At 45.6% G+C, this 23,203-nt stretch carries 21 protein-coding genes; 12 read left to right on the top strand and 9 right to left on the bottom strand.

Features of this window, described 5'->3' with window-relative positions; genetic code table 11:
• The first annotated feature begins 33 nt into the window (after positions 1 to 33).
• The 5 genes from L0991_20580 (at position 34) to L0991_20560 (ending at position 4,173) form a co-directional block, all read left to right on the top strand.
• Entirely contained in the window at positions 34 to 1,182 is a 1,149-nt protein-coding gene (locus L0991_20580; GenBank protein XGB64425.1) for an S-(hydroxymethyl)glutathione dehydrogenase/class III alcohol dehydrogenase, read from the top strand.
• A 168-nt stretch (positions 1,183 to 1,350) separates the two neighbouring features.
• Positions 1,351 to 2,190, top strand: a complete 840-nt coding sequence (gene fghA / locus L0991_20575) for an S-formylglutathione hydrolase (protein ID XGB64424.1) — start codon at positions 1,351 to 1,353, stop codon at positions 2,188 to 2,190.
• Positions 2,191 to 2,339: 149 nt separating this feature from the next.
• Positions 2,340 to 2,672: a multidrug efflux SMR transporter gene (locus L0991_20570; GenBank protein XGB64423.1), complete on the top strand. Its 333-nt coding sequence runs from the start codon at positions 2,340 to 2,342 to the stop codon at positions 2,670 to 2,672.
• 174 nt (positions 2,673 to 2,846) lie between these two features.
• The gene (locus tag L0991_20565; protein XGB64422.1) at positions 2,847 to 3,248 is read left to right on the top strand and encodes a hypothetical protein; all 402 of its coding nucleotides are present in this window, start codon (positions 2,847 to 2,849) and stop codon (positions 3,246 to 3,248) included.
• 187 nt (positions 3,249 to 3,435) lie between these two features.
• Complete coding sequence (locus tag L0991_20560) at positions 3,436 to 4,173, top strand: NUDIX domain-containing protein (protein ID XGB64421.1); 738 nt, start codon at positions 3,436 to 3,438, stop codon at positions 4,171 to 4,173.
• A gap of 83 nt (positions 4,174 to 4,256) precedes the next feature.
• On the opposite strand, the gene L0991_20555 is transcribed toward L0991_20560, so the two are convergent.
• From L0991_20555 to L0991_20545, 3 genes are all read right to left on the bottom strand, one after another.
• Positions 4,257 to 4,958, bottom strand: coding sequence for a DUF1028 domain-containing protein (locus tag L0991_20555; protein ID XGB64420.1), 702 nt, complete (start codon positions 4,956 to 4,958; stop codon positions 4,257 to 4,259).
• A gap of 21 nt (positions 4,959 to 4,979) precedes the next feature.
• Positions 4,980 to 6,371 (bottom strand): AbgT family transporter, encoded by a 1,392-nt coding sequence (locus tag L0991_20550; protein XGB64419.1) that lies wholly within the window; start codon positions 6,369 to 6,371, stop codon positions 4,980 to 4,982.
• 121 nt (positions 6,372 to 6,492) lie between these two features.
• Positions 6,493 to 7,746 carry an allantoate amidohydrolase gene (locus tag L0991_20545; GenBank protein XGB64418.1) on the bottom strand — a complete coding sequence of 418 codons (1,254 nt, stop codon included), beginning with the start codon at positions 7,744 to 7,746 and terminating at the stop codon, positions 6,493 to 6,495.
• A 237-nt stretch (positions 7,747 to 7,983) separates the two neighbouring features.
• Between L0991_20545 and L0991_20540 the strand changes: the two genes are divergently transcribed.
• Positions 7,984 to 8,730, top strand: coding sequence for an FCD domain-containing protein (locus L0991_20540; protein ID XGB64417.1), 747 nt, complete (start codon positions 7,984 to 7,986; stop codon positions 8,728 to 8,730).
• 145 nt (positions 8,731 to 8,875) lie between these two features.
• Here L0991_20540 and rhtB read toward each other — a convergent pair whose 3' ends face one another.
• A complete protein-coding gene (gene rhtB / locus L0991_20535; protein XGB64416.1) occupies positions 8,876 to 9,499 on the bottom strand; it encodes a homoserine/homoserine lactone efflux protein in 624 nt (207 codons plus the stop codon).
• Between the two features lie 117 nt (positions 9,500 to 9,616).
• On the opposite strand from rhtB, the gene L0991_20530 reads away from it, so the two are divergent.
• On the top strand, positions 9,617 to 10,513 hold the full coding sequence (locus tag L0991_20530) for a LysR family transcriptional regulator (GenBank protein XGB64415.1): 897 nt from the start codon (positions 9,617 to 9,619) through the stop codon (positions 10,511 to 10,513).
• A gap of 88 nt (positions 10,514 to 10,601) precedes the next feature.
• On the opposite strand, the gene L0991_20525 is transcribed toward L0991_20530, so the two are convergent.
• Positions 10,602 to 12,122, bottom strand: a complete 1,521-nt coding sequence (locus L0991_20525; GenBank protein XGB64414.1) for an aldehyde dehydrogenase — start codon at positions 12,120 to 12,122, stop codon at positions 10,602 to 10,604.
• A gap of 326 nt (positions 12,123 to 12,448) precedes the next feature.
• Here L0991_20525 and L0991_20520 point away from each other — a divergent pair, with 326 nt between their 5' ends.
• The 3 genes from L0991_20520 to L0991_20510 all read left to right on the top strand — a co-directional run bounded on the left by L0991_20520 (position 12,449) and on the right by L0991_20510 (position 18,334).
• Entirely contained in the window at positions 12,449 to 14,236 is a 1,788-nt protein-coding gene (locus tag L0991_20520) for a sigma-54-dependent Fis family transcriptional regulator (GenBank protein XGB64413.1), read from the top strand.
• A gap of 112 nt (positions 14,237 to 14,348) precedes the next feature.
• Positions 14,349 to 15,842: a DNA photolyase family protein gene (locus L0991_20515; protein XGB64412.1), complete on the top strand. Its 1,494-nt coding sequence runs from the start codon at positions 14,349 to 14,351 to the stop codon at positions 15,840 to 15,842.
• A gap of 377 nt (positions 15,843 to 16,219) precedes the next feature.
• Positions 16,220 to 18,334, top strand: a complete 2,115-nt coding sequence (locus L0991_20510) for a methyl-accepting chemotaxis protein (protein ID XGB64411.1) — start codon at positions 16,220 to 16,222, stop codon at positions 18,332 to 18,334.
• Positions 18,335 to 18,434: 100 nt separating this feature from the next.
• Here L0991_20510 and L0991_20505 read toward each other — a convergent pair whose 3' ends face one another.
• Complete coding sequence (locus tag L0991_20505) at positions 18,435 to 19,286, bottom strand: LysR family transcriptional regulator (protein XGB64410.1); 852 nt, start codon at positions 19,284 to 19,286, stop codon at positions 18,435 to 18,437.
• Between the two features lie 98 nt (positions 19,287 to 19,384).
• On the opposite strand from L0991_20505, the gene L0991_20500 reads away from it, so the two are divergent.
• On the top strand, positions 19,385 to 20,032 hold the full coding sequence (locus L0991_20500) for a glutathione S-transferase family protein (protein XGB64409.1): 648 nt from the start codon (positions 19,385 to 19,387) through the stop codon (positions 20,030 to 20,032).
• Positions 20,033 to 20,103: 71 nt separating this feature from the next.
• On the opposite strand, the gene L0991_20495 is transcribed toward L0991_20500, so the two are convergent.
• Together L0991_20495 and L0991_20490 are read right to left on the bottom strand one after the other, a co-directional pair.
• On the bottom strand, positions 20,104 to 20,337 hold the full coding sequence (locus L0991_20495) for a helix-turn-helix transcriptional regulator (protein ID XGB64408.1): 234 nt from the start codon (positions 20,335 to 20,337) through the stop codon (positions 20,104 to 20,106).
• 10 nt (positions 20,338 to 20,347) lie between these two features.
• The gene (locus L0991_20490) at positions 20,348 to 20,896 is read right to left on the bottom strand and encodes a DUF2975 domain-containing protein (GenBank protein XGB64407.1); all 549 of its coding nucleotides are present in this window, start codon (positions 20,894 to 20,896) and stop codon (positions 20,348 to 20,350) included.
• Positions 20,897 to 21,198: 302 nt separating this feature from the next.
• On the opposite strand from L0991_20490, the gene L0991_20485 reads away from it, so the two are divergent.
• Positions 21,199 to 22,641, top strand: coding sequence for an N-acylglucosamine 2-epimerase (locus tag L0991_20485; protein ID XGB64406.1), 1,443 nt, complete (start codon positions 21,199 to 21,201; stop codon positions 22,639 to 22,641).
• A 68-nt stretch (positions 22,642 to 22,709) separates the two neighbouring features.
• Here L0991_20485 and L0991_20480 read toward each other — a convergent pair whose 3' ends face one another.
• Complete coding sequence (locus L0991_20480; protein XGB64405.1) at positions 22,710 to 23,117, bottom strand: hypothetical protein; 408 nt, start codon at positions 23,115 to 23,117, stop codon at positions 22,710 to 22,712.
• Positions 23,118 to 23,203: the final 86 nt, after the last annotated feature.

Genomic DNA, 23,203 nt, shown 5'->3' with positions numbered 1-23,203 from the left:
ATCCGCTGTACTGACATATAAAGGAAGCATCCAATGACTATCGAAATCAAACCTGGTCAAACTCATATCCAATCTAAAGCAATGGTCGCTTGGAAAGCAGGTGAGCCGCTAAAGCGTGAAACGGTTGACGTTGAACTGCCAAAGGCTGGCGAAGTACTTGTTCGTATCGTTGCTACTGGTGTTTGTCACACTGACGCATTCACTCTTTCAGGTGACGATCCAGAAGGTATCTTCCCTTCTATTCTTGGTCACGAAGGTGGCGGTATCGTTGAAATGGTTGGCGAAGGCGTAACAAGCGTAGAAGTTGGCGACCACGTTATCCCACTTTACACAGCTGAGTGTGGCGAATGTAAATTCTGTAAGTCTGGCAAAACTAACCTTTGCCAAGCAGTTCGCGAAACTCAAGGTAAAGGCCTAATGCCAGATGGCACAAGCCGTTTCTCTATCAACGGTGAGCCAATCTTCCACTACATGGGTTGTTCTACTTTCTCTGAGTACACTGTACTTCCAGAAATCTCACTAGCGAAAGTAGCTAAAGAAGCACCTCTTGAGGAAGTTTGTCTTCTAGGCTGTGGCGTAACCACTGGTATGGGTGCGGTACTGAACACAGCTAAAGTTGAAAAAGGCGACACAGTTGCTGTATTCGGCCTAGGCGGTATCGGTCTTTCTGCAATCATCGGTGCTCGTATGGCTGGTGCAAGCAAAATCATCGGTGTTGATATCAATGAGAGCAAATTCGAGCTAGCAAAACAACTTGGCGCGACTGACTGCATCAACCCAATGAAATTCGACAAGCCAATCCAAGACGTTATCGTTGAGATGACAGACGGCGGTGTTGATTACTCGTTCGAGTGTATCGGTAACGTAAACGTGATGCGTCAAGCTCTTGAATGTTGTCACAAAGGTTGGGGCGAATCTGTAATCATCGGTGTTGCAGGCGCAGGTCAAGAGATCTCGACTCGTCCATTCCAACTAGTAACAGGTCGTGTATGGCGTGGTTCTGCTTTCGGTGGTGTTAAAGGCCGCTCTGAGCTTCCAGAAATCGTAAACCGTTACATGGCGGGTGAGTTTGGTCTTCAAGAGTTCATTACTCACACAATGAGCCTTGACGAAGTAAACGACGCATTCGACCTAATGCACAAAGGTGAATCTATCCGTACTGTTTTACACATGGACAGATAATTCTCCTTGGTCTCGGCACTTAGGTGTCGAGACCACAGTTCTGACTTAAAAATCAGAGCGAAACTGTCTTCACCACCTCCTGCCCGGTGGGTGGTGAACCCTCTAGCTTAAGCTTTAGAAAATCAAATACATTAATTCCGAAACCATCAACCTAACGGAGCACAATAAATGACAATCGAAAACATTAGCCAAGCAAAGGTTGCTGGTGGTTGGCACAAACAATACACCCACTTTTCTGCAACGCTTGACTGCGATATGCGTTTCGCGATTTTCTTGCCACCAAATGCAAGCAAAGAAAACCCAGTTCCTGTTTTATATTGGTTATCAGGCCTAACCTGTACCGATGAAAACTTTATGCAAAAAGCCGGCGCATTTAAAGCTGCAGCTGAGCAAGGCATCGCTATTGTTGCACCAGATACAAGCCCACGTGGTGAGAACGTTGCTGACAATGAAAGCTACGACTTAGGCCAAGGTGCAGGCTTCTACGTGAACGCTACTCAAGCACCGTGGGACAGCCATTACCACATGTACGATTACGTGGTAACAGAGCTTCCAGCACTGATTGAGTCTTTCTTCCCTGTGACATCAGTGAAATCAATTTCTGGTCATAGCATGGGTGGACACGGTGCCCTTACGATTGGCATCAAGAACGAAGATAGCTACCGTTCTATCTCGGCATTCAGCCCGATCAGTAACCCAATGCAATGTCCTTGGGGCCAAAAAGCATTTAACCAATATCTAGGCTTAGATATTGAAGAGTGGAAACAGTACGACGCCTCTGAGCTTCTAAAAACGAAAGGCACTAAGCTGCCAATGTTGGTTGACCAAGGCGAAGCAGACAATTTCCTAATTGAACAACTGAAACCTGAACAGTTAGTTGAAGCCGCGAAAGTAAACAATGCCGATTTAGAGCTACGTATGCAGCCTGGTTACGACCACAGCTACTACTTCATCTCTAGCTTTATTGATGAGCACATTGAGTTCCACGCTGCTTACCTAAACAAGTAGTCACACCTATTTAGCCCGCACCTTGCAAAAGCGTGAGGTGCGGGCTTTTTTGTGCCTGCAATACGAGCTAATCCGCGATTAGCACCAATGACCACTTTCAAACACTCTTGCTATACCAACACAAACAATACAAAGATAAAGGTACGAATATGAGCTGGTTTTTCTTGATGATGGGCGTAATGGCTGAAGCACTTTCTCACGTTGCACTTAAAGCCACCGATGGATTTAGTTTGTCTAAACCAGTCCCAGCTTTACTGGTTATCTCAGGGCACTTGGCGGCATTTTTATTCTTAAGCCAAGCTATGAAAGAGATGCCGGTTGGTGTGGTGCACTCTTTATGGGCTGGATTAGCAATTTTAACGGTGAGCTTAATCTCGAGCTTCGTATACAGCCAACACCTAGACACAAAAGTTTGGATTGGCATGGGGCTTGTTGCCGCAGGCGTCATGTTGATCAACCTATCACAAGGCCACGCGCACTAATTTGCCCAGACGCTTTTAGATAGAAAGCATCTGAAACCTAAGTTATGAACAGTGCGTCAATTTGTTCAAATTTCCTAACAGAGTGGTGTCGCCTTCACTTATTCATACTCTTACAATCAACAAATCAAACCTGTTACCATAGCACCTTCAACATTACCTATTTTGAAGGTTGCTATGAAAGCAATTAAGACTCTTTTCTTCCTGATGGTTTTGGCTTGCGGCCTATTTACGGCTTGGTTATTTATTCCAATCCCTGCGACCATAGACAAGCAAACGCTCGATGTCCCACTGACGGAACCGTTCAAGCTTGTGGCGTACCGCAGTAACCCAAATGATGCGAGCAAGCCATTTACTTACCACTACTATGTGATTTCAGATGTAGTTGGCGTTGACGACATGGACCCGTTCCTAGTTACAACCGATCAGTTTGTGAAGCTTGGCGACTTTGATGAGAACACATTCAAGTTAACGGTCAACGGCAAGATAGAGAGCTACACCAACGATTTGTGGATTGAAAAATCTGACGGTAAGTTTCAACACTGGTATGTCAGCGTTGATGCGAACTACGTTCGTTAGATACGAACTCAAATAACTCCAACTTTAAAACTGCGCTCTGGTTTCCAAGCGCAGTTTTTGTTTCTTACCTACCGCTTTCCCAAGCAATCTCCGAGTCACCGGCTTTTCAGGTGTCATAACCTCTACATCTGTTATAAGCTCCCTCTATAAAAGGCTCTCAATAAATCAAAACAACAAAGGACCAACCGTGGAATTTACGCTCGACAAATTTAACGGCATCATCATCGACCCGCTGACTGCACCTAACGATACCGACTCATTCCACGCTGAGCTCAGCGAAATCACCGAGTTCTCAAAGCAAAATAACAAAGGCATTATCTGGATCAGTTTACCTATTTCACTGTCGCATCTTATCCCAGTAGCGACTGAACTCGGTTTTGTGTTCCATAACTGTCTAGAAGACGAGATTACGCTGATCCACAAATCCGAAATCGTCGAGTTTGTACCTTTCATCCCAACCCATACTTTGGGTGCTGGTGCGTTGATCACCAATGAGCATAACCAAGTGCTGATGATCAAAGAGCACGGTATGAAGGGCTACAAACTACCAGGTGGCCACATTGAACTTGGCGAAGGTATTGAAGAGTCTGTGGTTAGAGAAACCTTGGAAGAGACTGGCATAGAAGCCACCTTCGTTTCAGTGGTTGGCATGGCCACGCGCCATCCATATCAATTTGGCAAATCAAACCTCTACTTTGTTTGCCACCTTATCGCTCAAACTCAAGAGATTGCGATTCAAGACACGGATGAAATTGCAGAAGCCAAATGGGTGGATGTGGAAGAGTTCATCAACAACACTGAGAACTACCCGTTCAACCGTCAGATGGTCGCTTCTTTGGTCGGCAAACAAGGTTTGCAGCTGACTCAACTCGAAGGCAATTCAGGTCCAACTCATAAGCCAGAAATTTTCTTTTCGAAGCACTAACGCACAGTCGCCCAATGATTGAAAACAAAAAAGCCAAATGATTTGAAACTCACTTGGCTTTTATTTCGATTAAAGCTTCATCATTACTGGTTTGGTAGATTGTTTAGAAAATCTTGAAAGCCTGCCTCGCGGACACGCCCCAGCACTTTTCGCAATTCACCAATTAAGCACCCATCAGCCCAATCAACACGAATATCAATCGGCGCTTTAGTCAGGCTTTCTACTCGGAGTGATGCAGAAAAGGTTCCTCGCCTGTCTCCACCCGCTTGCAATGCGGCTTCCAATGCTGTTATCAATATTTCTGGTAGCTCTGCTTCATAGTTATCTCTATAAACAGGCGCACCATCTTCTAAGATTGAGCTTGGATTCTGCGTCGTTTGAGCGATAAAGCTGTCTGAAAAGGCATGTAAAACCTTGTCACTCTCTAGCATATTGCCAGCAACGGCAATCGTAGGATAAGCAATCGAGCCAACATAAGGGATGTTGTCATCACCATGAATGAAAGCGCTGTCGCCATTTTTATCCATCACCATACACTGGCGTTTTGAATATTCGGCATCGCCTGCTTTTAAAGACTCGACAACCTGATCAGCCGTCTTACCAAGAATAAATAACTCACGCGCTTTGTCTGCATACCAAGGGTTAGTAAATAACCCTTGAGTTGCACACGCCCCAACACCTCGCCAGCTATGGTTTACATAGCCTCCAACTGACACACCTCCTGTCGCAGAGATAGAAGCCGACAAACCGGTATTTGGGTTAACGTGAATAAGTGAAATTGTCATAGATGTTCAACACCAAAAAAACTAGTAACCAATCATTTGTCCAATGAACAGCGCCACCCAACATAGGGCATAAACCACCAACATAAATGGCACAATCGCCTTCAACCACTGCTCGTAAGAGACTCGACCCAGCGCAAGCATCGCTAGCGTGCCGCCTGAGGTTGGTACAATAAGGTTTGTAAGGCCATCACCTACTTGGAATGCAGTAACCATCAGCTGGCGACTCATACCTGCTAAGTCAGCAACTGGGATCATGATCGGCATGGTCACCATCGCCTGACCAGAACCACCAGGAATGAATAAATTGATGATGCCTTGAACCACACTCGCCACAATGGCCGCCAACGCGATTGGCATATCTTGAATCAACGAACTCAGTGCATTAACGATGGTATCGATAATTGACGCTTGGTTAAGGATCACTTGAATAGAGGCAGCAACACCGATCACCAAGGCACCAGAGGTAACACCCGACGCACCTTCCATCATCTGCTTCACAATAGCGTTTGCACCCAAGCCGTTCACGATACCAATGGCAATCGCCATCAATAAGAAAAGACCCGCGATCTCGTTGATGTACCAACCGTTAGCGAACACTCCATAAAGCATGATACCTAAGCCAATAAGAAAAACGCCCAAGGTCATTTTGTCTTTCTTATTGAGTTGGTATTCAGAGATGTCTTTACTTAGACCACCAGCTGTTTCAGGCTCTTTGAACTCCATTTTAGTAACACGAGAACAAATGTAGTAAGACAGTAATGCCAAAGAAGAAAGCACCATAACAGTACGTAACCAAGCACCAGAGAAGATTGGAAGCTCTGCGATACCTTGTGCAACACCAACCGTGTACGGGTTAATCGGTGACAGAGCAAAGCCCACGCCGATACCACCTACTGCCATCACAGTACCCACTAAGCTCGAGTATCCAACCGCTGCAGAAATCAGGACCGCAACTGGCACTAAAGCGATGTTGTTTTCAAAGCCAACCGCTACACCAAAGAAACCATAGATGAACGTGCCTATCGTAATGATTAGGTTACGATTTTTAATTCCAGCTTTGTTTACAGCCACACCAATGGCATTTTCTAATGCGCCTGTGCGTTGCAAAATATGGAATAGACCGCCTGCGATAAACACAATGAACAAGTAAGGTGCTGCGCTAATCAACCCTTTAGGAATAGAGACGAAGATATCGAAGAAATGTACCGATGGAACACCTTCAATATATGTGAATGAATCAGCAACAACCGTTGTTCTACCATCAACGACAACGCGCTCAAACTCACCAGCCGGCACGATAAAAGTAAGAAGGTAAGTGGCTACCAGTATAAAAAAGATAAGAACCATCGGGTCTGGTACGTTTTTATACCACGCCCTCTTCTCTGCTGTTTCCATTTTCTCTGTCATATCCATAACCAAATCTCTCCTTAGTATAGGGAGCGCCTGAGAGCTGCGCTCTGTAGTATTTGTAGCAGGCGATAACCCGAACTTTGTTCAGATACCGTTAAAGACTGCTACCAAAATCTCGAATCGTTTATTTTTGCTCTGCTTTCATCAATAGACAGAAGTGGTTTAACACTTCGACTGCAGCAACCAAATCTTGTTGAAGAATGGCTTCGTCTGGGTGGTGGCTAATGCCATCAGTACAACGCATAAACAGCATCGCAATATCGGTAAGCTTACTCACAGCCAAGCCGTCATGACCTGCACCGCTGTATAGGTGTTTCGGTGTAATACCCGACAAACTTACCGCGTTACTTAAAACTGACGATAAAGAATCAGCACAAGTCACGGCTGATTGCTCATAAGTTTGTTCATGACGGTAAGCCAAGTTGTATTGATTCATTAGGCTATCGATATCTGCCAACATCTCCTCTCGCGCTTTAACACGAGAAGCGTCATTGGGTGAACGAAGCTCAATGGTAATGTCTGTTTGTTGAGGGATAACGTTGACGCCATTCGGATAGTTAGCAATTTTGCCTACAACACCGACTAGGTCTTCTTCTCGCTTACAAAGCTGATCAAACATGTGAATCACTTGAGCTGCACCTACCAACGCATCTTGGCGTAGGTTCATCGGTACTGTGCCCGCATGGCTCGCTTTGCCAATGATCGACAAGGTATGGCGCTCAATCCCAGTCATTGCCGTCACTACCCCTACAGGCAGGTTGGCTTGCTCTAACTGCGGACCTTGCTCAATGTGCAGTTCAACAAAGCCAAGCACATTGTCTTTCTCATAAGCGTCTTCACTAATGAGGTCTGGGTTACAACCAAAAGACACCAAAGCATCTCGCATGCTTACGCCGTTTGCGTCTTCAGCTGTCAACATCGCAGGGTCGAAGATGCCTGAAATCGCTTTTGAGCCTAATAATGTCGATTGAAAGCGCGTGCCCTCTTCGTCACTAAAAGCAATCACATCAATATGAAACGGGAACTCTAACTGGTTGTTGTGAAAGTAATTAACCAGTGCGATTGGCAGTATTACGCCAAGGATCCCATCATATTTACCCCCATTAGGCACCGTATCTTGGTGTGAGCCAAAGATCAGTGTCTTAGCATCTGGGTTAGTACTTGGGTAACGACCAATTAAGTTCGCCGCGTTGTCCATTCGAACTTCCATACCAGACATTGTCATCCAGTCATGCAGCTTTCGGTTTGCCTCTTCATGCTCTTTAGACGCACATAAACGCGTAACCCCTTCTTTATCGGGATCGGATGTTTGGCTGCATTGAGCAATAGACTCTAGCCATTCCCACGTTAAGCTGGCGGTTTCTTCGAATTTACCCATCTAAAATCATTCCATTCTGATCATGTACACCCAGGCAATTTATCATGATAAATATCAAATAAAAGCTATTTATCATGATAAATAGATATTTTGTGACTAAGATTCGATCAATAATCGGAGTGTTTCATAACTCAACACTCCGATTTTTCCGGGGTTTTTAGGGCAAGAAAACAGGTGACATTCAGAGGAATTCCGTCAGAATTCAATAGGTACGGATAACACCCCAGCGAGGATAATGTGGCAAAAAGCGCGAAGAGACGTAGAACACAAGAATTAGCAGAATCGATCAAGAACTGGATCGTCGAGCAAGCACTTCAGCCTGGGGATCGTTTACCTAACGAGCTTGAGGTTATGGAGAAGTTTGACGCTTCAAAAGGAACGGTTCGTGAAAGTATGCGAATCTTGGAAGCGCAAGGTATTTTGTCGACCAAAACCGGCCCGAATGGCGGTGTGTTCGTGAGTGAGATGAGCGAAAACAAAGCGCAGTCACTCTTAAGTAACTACCTGTTTTTTAAGAACACTTCGATATCAGATTTATACCAAATGCGTTTGTCGCTTGAGCCGGAGATTGCGGCTTCCCTCGCAGGGAGACTAAATGAGTCGCAATTGCAGGCACTGAGCGACCAAATCGACAAGTATCAAACGCCGCCTGAAGATATTTATCAAGAACGCGAACACCACATCGCATCGCTAGAGTTCCACAGCTTACTGGCGAGCTATTCAGATAATGAGCTATTAAAGTTTGTGGTACGTTTTACCGCGCAAATACTCACTGAGCTGACGATTTATCACAAGCTTTACGAACCAGGAAACCACAAACTGTGGCGTACTGGCGTGCAAAGCCAACGCGACCTTGTGCAAGCGCTGAGCAAAAGTGATGCAGTAAAAGCGAAACAAATCATGCAGCAACATATGCTGACAGCGCACCAACTTATGATTAAGCAAGAAGCACAAATCGCTAACAGCTTTATCGCCGAAGAATAAGTCCGAGCACGTTCAACCTAGCTAGCACATCTCGCACACACTAAAAACGCCAAGCTCATAAGAACATGGCGTTTTGCCAATGCTCGAGCACCATCTTGTGGCTCTCACACTCAATGCCTGACTTCTTGTAACCAGCAAACGCGTATTAGCTTCGTCCAGCCATCGCTAATAAACTGCCTGTACCAATAAATACACTGCCGAAAATACGGTTTTGCACAATCATATGACGGCGATTCTTAACCAATCCGCTCAACCGACTAGCTAATAATGCATAAGCACACATCACAAGCATATCGACGGTAAGTAAAGTACTGCCTAGCACTAGTATCTGCTCTACATGGGGACTGCTTGACACAATAAACTGGGGCAAAAGAGCAACAAGGAAAACAATACTTTTAGGATTGGTAACGTTGACAATCACTGACTGACAAAACATTTTCAAGCCACTTACTTTCTGCTGGTGTCCTTTGTAGTCTGTATTATCCACCGTCTCGGTAAACTTCTTGATACCTAAATAAATTAAGTAGAATGCCCCGACCCACTTTATAGCAATAAACGCAACCTCTGATTGGGCAAGAACAGCACCAAGTCCAACACCAACTATCGCAATATTGAACATATTCCCAACTTGTAACCCAATGTTTGAAATCAAGCTTCGACGAAAGCCGTATTTCATTGTTATTGACATCATATTCACGGCCCCTGCACCAGGAGAAACAGCTAAAACAATGCACGCCATCAAAAACGCAAACCACAAATCAAAATTCATTTAAGATCCCTTTTAAAGTTACATCGACTCTAGACTTAAGTCGTCGTTGTAGCTAGTTTACTCACCACATAAAAATAGAAAAACTAAGTTTTTATATATTCATTCGTAAGGAAACCTATGGACACTCGATTTCTTGAAAGCCTTGTCGCAGTCGTAGAGGAAGGGTCAATAGCCGCTGCAGCCCGTGCCCAAGGCATAACACCGGCAGCCATCAGTCAAAGGATTCAAGCATTAGAGGGCGAGTTTAATTGTAAGCTGTTTAGACGAGCTGGAAGCACTGTTCAGGCCACATATGCCTGTTTGGCGGTTGTCCCCAAAGCAAAATCGATTATCAGGGAGACTCGTGATCTTATTGAAGTTGCACAAGGGTCGGGATTAGATGGCACGTTAAGAGTAGGGGCTAACTCAACGTCATTAACCGCGTTTATCCCATCGACTCTCAAGTCCATTCGGGAAGTTGCGCCACAGGCAAAATTTCATATCATTCCTGGGAATTCTATCGATTTAAATCGGAGCCTTATCAATGGCGACCTTGATGCAGCGATTATCGTTGCCCCTCCCTCTGTCATTCCAAAAACATTGCAATGTAGAGAACTGAGAAATGAGCCTCTTGCGTTAATTCATAACAAAACGATTCAAGGCTCTATTGCAAGTATACTCGATAACAACGCTTATATTAGATATGACCCTACCTGTTGGGGCGGGCAGATGTCGGAACGATTCATGAACGACACGGGGATGACTAAAAATACCATTTTTGACCTGGATTCCCTTGAGGCGATTGCTCAACTGGTGGTGGAAGAGGTTGGAGTATCAATTGTTCCAGTCTGGCCTGGCTTGGAACTCTTTGATGAACACATCACCATCACACCAATAACCAACAAGAAATACAACCGGAAGATGGTACTACTGAGTGCATACCACCCTAGACAGCCCAAACTGCTCGAATTGTTTGTAAAACATTTAGGTGAACTCGACTCGATTACACTGCAAAAAAGTGAGTCAGAGCATTAAGGAACGGGGTAATAAAATGGAAAAAAGCGCCGTTGATACGGCGCTTTGTATTGAGTCCAAATAGTCCCCTGAGTACATTTTTGCTTAATCAGAAAAAGCCAAGCGAATTAATATCGTAGCTGATCAGCAGGTTCTTAGTGTTTTGGTAGTGATCGAGCATCATCTTATGTGTCTCACGGCCAATCCCTGATTTCTTGTAACCACCAAACGCAGCGTGTGCTGGGTAAGCGTGGTAGCAGTTCACCCAAATACGGCCCGCTTCAATGTTTCGACCCATGCGGTAAGCAAGGTTTGCATCACGCGTCCATACACCTGCACCCAAACCATATTCGGTATCGTTGGCAATCTCTAGCGCTTCAGCTTCATCTTTAAAGGTAGTGACCGCGATAACTGGGCCAAAGATCTCTTCTTGGAAGACACGCATCTTGTTGTTGCCTTCCAGCATGGTCGGTTGAATGTAATAGCCGCTACCAAGATCGTCTGGCTGCTGCGCGATTTCGCCACCAGTCAGGACTTTCGCACCCTCTTGGCGACCAATCTCTAAATAGCTAAGAATCTTATCGAACTGCTCTTGAGAGGCTTGTGCGCCAACCTGGGTATCGGTATCTAGTGGGTTACCTTGTTTGATGGTTTGAGCACGCTCGACCACTTTCGCAATGAACTTGTCGTAGACCGATTCATGAATCAACACACGAGAAGGACAAGTACACACCTCACCTTGGTTAAAGAACGCCAGCAGCATACCTTCAACACACTTATCTAGGTACTCGTCTTCATGATCAAAAATATCCGGGAAGTAGATGTTTGGAGACTTACCACCCAACTCTACCGTTGATGGAATCAAGCTTTCAGCCGCACATTTTAGAATATGGTGACCGACCTCAGTTGAGCCTGTAAATGCTAACTTAGCAATACGGTCACTTGTCGCTAGGGCTTGCCCCGCTTCACTACCGAAACCATTAACGATGTTGACTACACCAGCCGGCAGAAGGTCGGCGATCTTCTCCATCATAACCAAAATAGACGTTGGTGTTTGCTCGGCAGGCTTCATCACCACACAACAACCAGCCGCCAGTGCAGGTGCCAGTTTCCAAGCTGCCATTAGAATCGGGAAGTTCCAAGGAATGATCTGACCGACAACGCCAATTGGTTCTGGGAAATGGTAGCTTGCAGTGTTTGAATCGAGCTCGGCTGCACTGCCCTCTTGCGCTCGAATACAACCCGCAAAGTAACGGAAGTGATCGACAACTAACGGGATATCTGCTGCCAGAGTTTCACGAACTGGTTTGCCATTTTCCCATGTCTCAGCAACGGCGATCTCTTCTAGATTTGCTTCAATTCGGTCGGCAATTTTAAGTAGGATGTTAGAACGTTCAGCAACACTGGTCGCCGCCCAACTTGCACGAGCTGCATGTGCCGCATCGAGCGCCAAGCTAATGTCTGCTTCAGTTGAGCGCGCCACTTGGCAATACACCTGACCATTCACTGGGGAAGTGTTATCAAAATACTCGCCGCTGACAGGCTTCACCCACTCACCCCCGATAAAGTTATCGTATTGAGCTTTAAAGTTCACCACTGCGTTGTCACTACCCGGCTGTGCGTAAATCATAGTTCGATCCTTCTTAGATTTGTTGTTCGTTATTAAGTGAGAGCTGTCTTATTTTTTGGCGACTCATCCTGAGAAAAGAACTCATAACAAGACTGCCATGTTTATGCTTTCTGTTTAAAACACTGATACTTCATGCTTTCTTCACAACAAGAACAACGCAAATCACACGCCACAACCTCAAAACTTGTTGTTAATAAATTGTAAAACTATGATTACCAAACATTTACAACCCAAAGTGAGTTGGCATTGAGCAGCCGTATGGAAACCAATCCAATGTTCAACTGTTCCAATTTGGTACACTCTCACTGTTACGACATGGAACAGTCATGCACCTTCCACAAGCAAACACCTCAGATTGGCTTTCATCTTCTTGGCACCGCAGCACAGAAGCGGGGCTAAAACAGAGACGTCTTCCCGAAGATATTCGCCTACCACAGTCGATTCTTAAGCAAAGGCGTCATCAGTCATCGAGCTTGATTCAAATCGTCGAGCGCAATGCACTGCCTCTGTTCAACCAGATGTTTGCACGTACCGACAGTCGTTTGATCTTGACCGACATTGAAGGGGTGATTCTGGCTAGTTGGGGACAAGAGCGGTTTAAGGAAAAACTGACTTCGATTGCACTCAGCTCTGGTGCGTGTTGGCAGGAACAACTCAAAGGGACCAACGCCATTGGAACGGCGATTGTGGAAGCCAAACCCGTGACCATCATTGGTGAGCAACACTTCATCCACCAGCATCGGTTTATCAGCTGTTCAGCGAGCCCAGTATTTGATCACCAAGGAAACATGGTTGGCGTATTGGACATTACCAGTGAGCAGCAACAACACGACAGTTCGGTACAGCTACTTGTTCAAAATATGGTTCAGCTTATTGAGAACCAGCTATTGAGCCATATCCCACAAGGCACGACTCGTATTGATCTCGCGTGCGATAAATCGCTACTGCACAGCGGTTGGCAAGGGATTGTAATAGCCAACGAAGCTGGAGAGGTGGTCGCGCACAATCAGGTAGCCTCTCAACTGTTGGATCAAACCTCGATCGTCGGTGAGCGTATCGATACCCTCTTCAACCGAACTTCAATAGATGCACCCTTTGTGTTTGAAAAACAGCATCTAAAGCGCCCAACAGCCAAGCGCACACGCTCTATTTCCGCATCGTGTGATTTACACCATGGTGAACAACAGATAGAACACGCTTGGCAGCAGGCCAATAAGGTTATCGACAAAGGCATTAGCCTATTAATTCTTGGTGAAACAGGTGTCGGCAAGGGTGAGTTTGTTAAGGCGTTACACAAGCAAAGCCAGCGTAAATCATCGCCCCTAGTAGCGGTAAATTGTGGTGCGCTGCCTAAAGATCTTATCGAATCTGAACTGTTTGGTTACGCGCCGGGGGCTTTTACTGGCGCAAACAAACAAGGTTTTCAAGGGAAGATCCGTCAAGCAGACAAAGGGATCTTATTCTTGGATGAAATAGCTGATATGCCGTTAGAGGCTCAGTGCCGACTACTGCATGTTCTGCAAGACAAATCCGTGGTGCCAGTTGGTTCCAATCAAAGCTATCAAGTCGATTGCCAGATCATCGCTGCAACTCACAAAAACCTCGAGCAGTTAGTCGCAACCGGTGAGTTTAGGCAAGACCTGTATTACAGACTCAATGGCTTGGCCTTTACCTTGCCAAGCTTGCAGCAGCGACAAGATAAGCATGCTTTAATCGAGCATATTCATCGTAAATACGCCGAAGCTGAGCAGTCTATTTGCCCGCACCTAATGAGTTTATTGTGCGCCTATTCTTGGCCAGGCAACATCCGTGAATTAGACAACTTACTCAAAGTCGCCACTTTACTGGCAAGTGACGAACCACAACTAGCTCTCGAACATGTACCTGGCCATCTTGCTCAACACCTTACCTCTTTAGCTCAAGATAGCCATCATCAGGTTACTGCTTCTCGTATCATCGAAGATAAGCCAAATGCTGATTTAAGAAGCACCGTTGAAGAAACCTTGTTGCAAACCTATCAAGCCAACCAAGGGAACATCAGTAAGACATCGCGGATCCTTGGGATCAGTCGTAATACCATTTATCGAAAACTAAAAAACTTAGGCATTCTCTGATAATGAACACAGGCGCTCATAGCTTGACCTTTCATTATCGAAAATAAAATTCACTTCCAGTGAGACATTTTGCCCTCTGACTCGTAATGCTCCAAAACGAAAGAGGGCTCAGATGCAAACAATTAACGTAGTGTGGCTAAAGCGCGATTTAAGACTCACCGACCACGCACCTTTACAACACGCTTTATCAGATCAACACCCCACGATATTGATCTACATTTTCGAACCCATGCTGCTAAACAACGCCCACTATTCTGAGCGACATTGGCGGTTTGTTTGGCAGTCGCTGCAATGTATGAACCAGTCACTGAAAGCGTATGGACATCAGGTCTCAATACTTCATGGCTGTGCGGTGGACTGCTTCGAAGCGATTCAATCTCGTTACCGAATCAACAACGTCTTCTCTCATCAAGAAATAGGATTAAATTGCACTTTTGAGCGTGACAGAGAACTCTCTGCTTGGTTTACAGAGCACAACATTCCATGGCAAGAGTTCGCACAAGGCGCTGTCGTGAGAGGATCGAAAGACAGAATCGGTTGGGACAAGCACTGGAACAGTGTAATGCGCGCTCCCATCGAAGAAAGTCTTTTCACTGCAGAATCACTGCATACCCTTGATGCTGAAGAGCTTGAACTCGCTATGGAACCGCCACAAACATGGTTAACCAAAGTTAACGGTATACAAACGGGCGGAAGTGCACTGGCATGGGCAACATTAAACGACTTCTTTGATCGCCGTGGTCGGGATTACTACCGCAGCATCTCAAGCCCAGAAGCCTCGCGATATGCCTGTACGCGTCTATCTCCATACTTAGCTTGGGGCAACATATCGCTGCGTGAAGTTTATCAACACCTATTGGGGCACTGGCAAGTCGCAGGGTTTCGTCGCAGCTTGATTGCGCTCTCTTCAAGGCTTCACTGGCACTGTCATTTCATGCAAAAGTTTGAATCGGAATGCGCGATGGAATATCGCTGTATCAATCACGCCTACGAAGCACTCTTACAAAAGGAAACGGTAAAAGATCCAACACATCTTCAGGCATGGAAGATGGGGATGACAGGCGTGCCATTGGTCGATGCCTGTATGCGCTGCCTGCATCATACGGGGTACATTAATTTCCGCATGCGCTCAATGCTGGTGAGCTTTCTCACTCACCATATGAACATGGACTGGCGTGATGGTGTCACTCACTTGGCGCAACTGTTCCTCGATTTTGAACCCGGCATTCATTACCCACAGTTTCAAATGCAAGCCGGGGTAACAGGCATCAACACCATCCGAATTTACAACCCAACAAAACAAGCCCAAGAGCACGACTCTGATGGACATTTCATCCGAAAATGGGTTCCAGAGCTCTCGGATATACCCACTCCACTTCTGTTTGAACCTTGGAAGATGACGCCTATGGAAGTCATGATGCACGAGCTTGAACCAGATTCCCCTTACCTTAATCCAATCGTCGATCTCGAAGTTAGCGCCAAAGAAGCGAGAGTGCGTTTATGGTCATGGAGAAAGCTGACGGAAGTAAAACAAGAACGAAGTCGTATTTTGTCACGCCACGTTAGGCCACCGAAGAAACAAAGCAAAACAACACGGGCAAGCTAATACAACGCATTCCCTCTTCAAATTACTTATAAAAAGAGTGGTAATTCATTGGCTTAAATAAAATTAATTGTGACCGCCGTCATATAATGAGTAATAGACTCGCGGTCACAAACTAGATGGGAAAAATAGCGGTCTTCCTAAAACACCAAACTCTCCTAACTATCATTAAAACTAATAAATACAGAAAGTTAGCGATCGCTAAATGATGATTTTCATCTTCCTCTAAGCGTTGCGATCAAAGCCAAAACTGCACACTATGCAATCTTGTTTATATTTTTGATCTCCCTATTCTTTTTGTGTTCATTTTTTTGCATTTTCCGTTCACTTATCTTGTTTAAAATCTCTGCAAACTACCACTATTTAGCTAGAGAGATCATATGTTTAACAGTATACGAACGCGAATTGCGGTGAGTGCGGGTGGGGCGATGGCTTTCACCCTGTTGATCGCAATGGGCATGACCACTAGCGCTTTTACTGATGTGAACAAACAAGTCACAGAGAAAGTAAAACTACAGTTAACCGATGCTACGACAACCGATTTACAAAATACGGCACTTCAACAAGGGTTGAACATTTCCAACCAACTTAACCCGGTGCTAGCCAACTTAAAGCAAGCACGTTCAATCATTGAGTTGAGTTCAGAAACGGACGCTAGCGCAGACCTTATCGTTAAACAGTTTACTGCCGCGCTAGAAGCACAAAACAAAGCCGTATTTGCCGGCTACATGGTCTGGGAAAACAAGACTTGGCCACAACAAACCGATCTCAATGGCGAGATCAGCTTGGACAGCGAATTAGGTTTCAACAGTCAGGGCTACCTTGCCCCTTTCTTCTCTCCCAATGACCAAAACAGCTTTGATGCAGTCGCAATGGAGAGCTTCAGCAATACTGAACTGAACAGCAATGGCGAACGCAAAGACGACTGGCACTTAATGCCTTACCAAACCGGTAAAACGTTCGTAATGGAACCTTACTTCTATCCGGTTCGTGGTAAGCAAGAACTCATTACAACCATCAGCCAGCCGATCAAACAGAACGGTAAGATCATCGGCTCACTTGGCTTCGATTTGTCACTTCATGAACTGCAAAGCCAGAGTGAAGGTCTTGCTCGTCACCTATTCGACGGACAAGGTAGAATCCTCATCACTTCGTGGAAAGGCATTACCCTAGCCAACAGCAGTGCTGGAAACATGGTTGGCAAGAAAGTCTCACCAGAGCTAGAAAAAGAGTGGTCGCGCGTTCAGTCTATCGCGAAACAGTCTGGAGCTGGGCTGGTGACGTTTGGCGGAGATGAGTACGCCATAACGGCTATCGAGACTAGCGACGCACCGTGGGTAGTCATGGTGTCGGTTCCCAGTAGTCACCTTGCAAAAAGTGTCGACGAATACACCCAGTGGAGTGATGAACAGAATTCGAAAGCGCTTGAAAAAGGTGTGTGGGCGGGGATCGTCGCCGTTCTTCTAGGCATCATATCGATGGCATTGATCGCCAACTCACTGGGCAAAGTTCTCAATAACTTGGTCGAGCGATTCAAAGATGCCGCACAAGGCGAAGGCGATTTAACCTACCGCATCGAAGTAAAAGGGAAAGATGAGACTGCGCAACTGGCTCACTGGTTCAATACCTTCCTATCTCGCATACAAGAGATGCTGCTTACTGTAATGGCGACAGCAGACCAAGTCGATAAAAACGCGACTGAAGGTCAAGCGCGTGCAGAGGTATCACGTGACCAGTTGAACGCTCAAGTAAACGAAGTGAACTCACTCGCCACTGCAATCAATGAGATGAGTGCAACTGCGCAAGAAGTGGCGAACTCAGCCGTGCAAGCCGCTGCCGCAGCGAGCCAAGTACAAAGTAATAGCCTTAACGGCATGACACGCATGGACAATGCTGCAAGCGCGGTTGATAGCTTAGCGGTTCAGGTGAATGATGCGCAGCAACAAACGCAAAACTTGGTCGATTCGAGCACTGCTATTCAAGGCATTTTAAGCGAGATTGGCGGTATTGCAGAACAAACTAACTTGCTTGCTCTGAATGCTGCTATTGAAGCTGCCCGCGCAGGCGAAGCGGGACGAGGCTTTGCCGTGGTGGCTGATGAAGTACGTAACCTAGCAAATCGTACTCAAGGTTCGACCGAAGAGATCCGCTCAATGCTAACGCGCCTAGAGCAAGAGACCCAATCTATCGTGGTCTTGATGGAGCAAAGCCAAAAGCAAGCGAACGATACCAAAGGCGAAACTCAAGCCGCCCATTTAGCGCTGTCTGAGATTAACCAAGCCATTGAAGTCATCAACGACATGAACAATCAAATCGCTTCTGCAGCTGAAGAGCAAAGTTCAGTATCTGAAGAGATTAACCGTAATGTCGTCATCATTAACGACACCGCCGTGGAAGTGATGGACACCATGACATCGTCGGTAGAAATCAGTAATGAGCTGACAGTAAAAGCCGGACATTTACACGGAGAGTTGAGTAAATTTAAGCTCTCTTAATTCGCCCTCTCTTCCATAAAAACAAGGCCGAGAAACGCAATGTTCTCGGCCTTTCTATTTTTTCAGCACTCTCAGCAATGTCTATCATCGAACAACAAATCTAATTGGCATTCAATTCAATCAACTGATTGAGCACCTCTTTGTCCAACACCGGGTGATGCTTACTCGCGAGCAACAGTGCGATGTCTACCGCAGGTAACGGTGGCATGTCGTCAAGAATCTTCAAATCAGGTGTGACACTGAGCTTGCCCAACGCACCAATTGCCAACCCAGCTTTGACGATTGCACGCTGCGCTGAAGCCGTATTACTACATGCCAAAAGCTGATATGGCGTGTCTTGTTTGGTTAAACCATTCACTGCCGCAGCATGGTATTTACAATCCGTCTGGAACAATGCGAGTGGGACAGGTTTAGAATCATCAAACACAAAATCAGGACTGCTTATCCAAACGCCCACATCATTGGTTAACCAATATCCCTCTTCGCTATCGGGAGCACGAGTGACAATCGCAGCATCAAGCCTACCATCATCAAGCCACTCTCTAAGCGTAATACTCGGCAAGCTAAATACTTGAATGGAACATGTAGGTTCTGCGTTTTGCAACAGCTTAATCACTTTCGGCAAGATGCTGTCGTTATAGTCTTCAGGGCACCCTAATCGCAGAGGCTGTTTGTCTTCATAACGTTTTACTTGTTTCAATGCCGTATTGTGGAGTGCGACAAGCTGCTCCGCATGAGAACGCAATGCCAAACCCGCCTCAGTCAAAACTAGGTTACGTCCTTCCTTTTGAAACAGGGTAACGTTCAGTTCTTCCTCTAACTTGCGCATCTGAGCACTAAAGGCCGATTGGGTGCGATTAATCTGCTTCGCAGCACGTGTAAAACTGCTGGTCTCCACAAACGCGAGAAAGCCTCGCAACGCATCAATATCCATATTGAAATCACCACCCATCGTTTTTATTAATGTATTGCATCAAAATTATCCGTTAGTGCGCCGTAATACAATCCCTTAAGCTCAAATGCATTCCCACTAAACGCAAGGAAGCATTTATGCAGCTTTATATCGCTAATCAGAACTACTCCACTTGGTCACTGCGCGCATGGCTAATATTCGATCACTACAACCTCAATGCAGACGTCATCAAACTTAAACTGTTCACCCCAGATTTTTATGACACGTTAGCGAAAGTTACACCCACCGCAAAAGTGCCGACTCTGGTTGATGGTGACGTTGCAGTGTGGGATTCACTCGCCATTCTCGAATACGTTAATGATGCCTACCTAAACGGCGCAGCCTGGCCAACATCCGTTGCAGAGCGCGCCCTCGCCCGAGCTATCTCGGCAGAAATGCATTCTGGTTTTTTCAACATCAGAAACGAATTACCAATGAATTGCCGAGCCAAGAGAAAGCTGGTTTTGAGTGAGGGTGCCCAGAAAGATATCGCCCGCATCGATGCGATTTGGTCAGAGCAAATGGAGCGATACCCAGAAGGCTGGTTATTTGGAGAATGGTCGATTGCCGATGCGATGTTTGCACCTGTAGCACTGCGAGTCGAAACTTACGGCATCAAGCTTTCGGATAAAGCCCAACAGTATCAACAACGTGTGTTGAATAGTCCGTCGATAAAGAAATGGTTGGCGGAGGCGAGTTTAGAAAAAGATATCGTTGAAGAAGACGAGGCTGGAGAGCCTGTTTAACGTGGAGCGAATGAGTCTCGAATAATTTCGAGACTCATTGTTTTCATAAGGGAAGACGATTTACGAACTCGCTATTCAGCAGTTGCGCTCTCTTCATGAATGTTCGCTTCAAATTCCAATATATCACCCGGTTGGCAGTCTAACACTTCACACAACTTGTCTAGTGTCGATAGCCTTACCGCTTTGGCCTTGCCATTCTTTAACACCGACAAGTTGGCTTCAGTAATCCCAACCTCTTGTGCCAATGTCTTTAATCGCATTTTTCGCTTGGCCATCATAATGTCTAAATTAATGCGGATAGTCATGACAAGTCCTTTAAATCGTTTGGCTGTGCTCATCAGCCAGAATATAACCTTCTTTCATCACCCATGAGATGATCAAAATAATTATACCTAATATAAGTGTCAAAAAGTCCATCCCCACAAAACTAATCGCAAAGATACGCTCACCTGGTGGATTATTGAACGACAAAATCACTGACATCAATGAACCATAGATAACCGAGCCGAATACCCAATAGAACAAGCTATACCCGAGCTTCTGGTAAGACATTGCATTTTCTAGTGAGAAGATCTCGCCTCGCTCATAGTTGCGGAATAAACGTATCAGAACGACTAGTGCGTATATCAGAATGCTAGACATCGCTAAGCTTGTGAACGCCGCAACTATTCTTGTTGTCATAGTAAGCGGCAACATCGTGTAACTCCCGATGTCATAAGTGAGGTAAAAAATACCAGTCGAACTTATAAAGTCATAAGGAGTCTCAACGGTTAACCAGAAGTAGCACACCATGATAGGAGTAAGTACAAGAAAGGACTGCAATAGCATGCGGACACGTCGGCTTTGTTTTTGGATGTTAGACATAGTTAATGTTCCTGTTAAGTTGACAGGAGGATACTAAGATCAAAGCAAATGATGATCAACAATAAATTATCGATTTTCGATAATTTATTACCTCTTAACACTATCACCAGCAAATGAAATAATGTTAGATTTATCATTTAATGATGAAGTCTTTAGCTCGCTCTCGACCCGATTCACTTAACCTCCAATCACCTGAACCTTTACCCATATCGCAATAGTTTGGTCGATTGTGATCGCCGAATCACAATGTGCAGACCTGATTGTTTATATTCAAACAAAATCAAATTATTAAGATAAACATCATGTTACGAGCCTCTATCGCATTACTCAGTATCACGAGCTTAGCTGTATCTGCCAATGTCGCCCTTCCCTCTGGACAAGACTGGATCAATCATGCTTCTGAAGGGCTTGCGCCTTATTGGATGATGCCGAGCGCTCAGGGAGAACCGATAGGCAACTTCCCGACTTTTCGTTGTGATGATGGAACATTGCTTGATGTGACTAATGTTTGTCCTGAATTGAACAGAGGCTGGATCACACCTCACTTTGGCAAAGAGTTCACTCGGATGAAGTCACGCCAAACCTATGCATATGGCGTGCTCTACCACCTAACCGGAAACAAACAAGCATTAGCGCTCGCTAAGCAAGGGGCTTACTACCTCATTGAACATTTAGAAGATCAGCAAAATGGTGGTTTCATCAGCTTCACCAAAGACGGGAAAGCAGGGCTTGAGTGGCAACAACGAACGGCTCAAGATCAAGCGTATGCACTGGTTGGATTAGCAATGTACTACTACCTAACCCAAGACAAACAGGTAGAGGAAGCGCTCATTGCCCAACAAGCTTTTATCTTTGATAAATATCGACTTAACGACAACAGCGGCCTAGCGTGGGTACTTGCCGACGGCGAAGATGGCAAAGCCACTCAGCGGGAATTGGTTGCACAGCTTGACCAGATTAACGGTTACATGCTGTTAGTTGCTCCCCTGCTGAAAGAGCCTACCAAGACAAAATGGCTTGATGACCTGAATTGGCTGACACAAACCATGATCGAGCACTACCACTCGGAAGATGAACAGCGCTTCTACGGTGCGATTCATAGCAAAGCAGCCATGATGCCGAACGCCAATCACAATGATTTTGGGCATACCATAAAAGCGTATTGGATGACTTACCTGACTGGACAAACTCTGGATAACTCGGAATGGAAAGAATTCGGTATGCAAGGGATGAAGCACACTTTAGCCCAAGCGCAATACCAGAAAGACTTCACCGATGTATCCCAATACTTTGACGGCAAGCTTCAGAAGGCATGGCAAGGACGAGAGATTACTGGCTGGCAAAGCAGGCCAAACACAAATTGGGCTTCCTCATGGGAATGGGCTGAGCTCGACCAAGCGGCAATGACGGTATCGCTTGTCGATGGTTCGATGAAAGAAACCCTACAATACACGTTGCCGACTTTTCATGATGTGTGGGTCGACCATAAATACGGTGGCGTTGGGCTAGAACCTAAGCGTACTAAGGCATTTCACTGGGGCAACGGCTACCATCAGTTTGAGCACGCTTTGATTGGCTACTTATACGCGCGACAAGTGGGAGGCAAACCAGCAGAACTTCACTATGCAAGGCCAACCGACAGCGAGATGCCAATGGAGCCGTATTACTATCAAGGAGATATGGTTAAGCTGGAGGAGCTTGAGGGTGGAATGCAGAAGGTCAGCTTTAACAACATTCAACCTTAGCGGGTTGTCTAAAACACAATGAAAATGAGCCCGTTCAGAGGGCTCATTTTTCTATCTTTTTTGTTTTACTATCTTCTTTTGTTCTGCTCTACCAGCTTCTCATTCCATGCTGTATTACCATCACGCTTAGAGACTTCATACTCTGCACAGAACTGGGATATGGTCATGTTGTTGTCGCCAGTGGCAAGCTTGAGAGCCAACTGAACTTGTTGCAGCTTGCTTTGCAGTCGCAAGATTTGACCAGCATTTGGGCTTTTCTCTTTGGCGTATTTTAAAGCCGCATGCTTACGTTCCGCCGCGCCAGCCCTACGATCTGCCTCTGATAACAGATACTTTAACTGCGCAACACTCTTGCCCTTCTTGAAAGCAGGATCAAGCAGCTCAACGCACTCATCAAACGATGGATTGATAACGTATGGGTCTACTTTATGTGCTTGTTGGCGCATCCACTCTAGTGCGAGTTTTTCATCTGACATAATCAAATCTTTTCCAAAGAAATAGCCCTATATGGTATCGCTCAATAGTGAACAGCTGCAACAGCAAATTTAATGAGTGCACCTTT

It is taken from the genome of Vibrio chagasii, assembly GCA_041879415.1.
In the GTDB taxonomy this organism is placed as follows: Bacteria; Pseudomonadota; Gammaproteobacteria; order Enterobacterales; family Vibrionaceae; genus Vibrio.
Note: the sequence above shows the minus strand (reverse complement) of the source record. Positions and strands in the feature narration are given on the sequence as shown.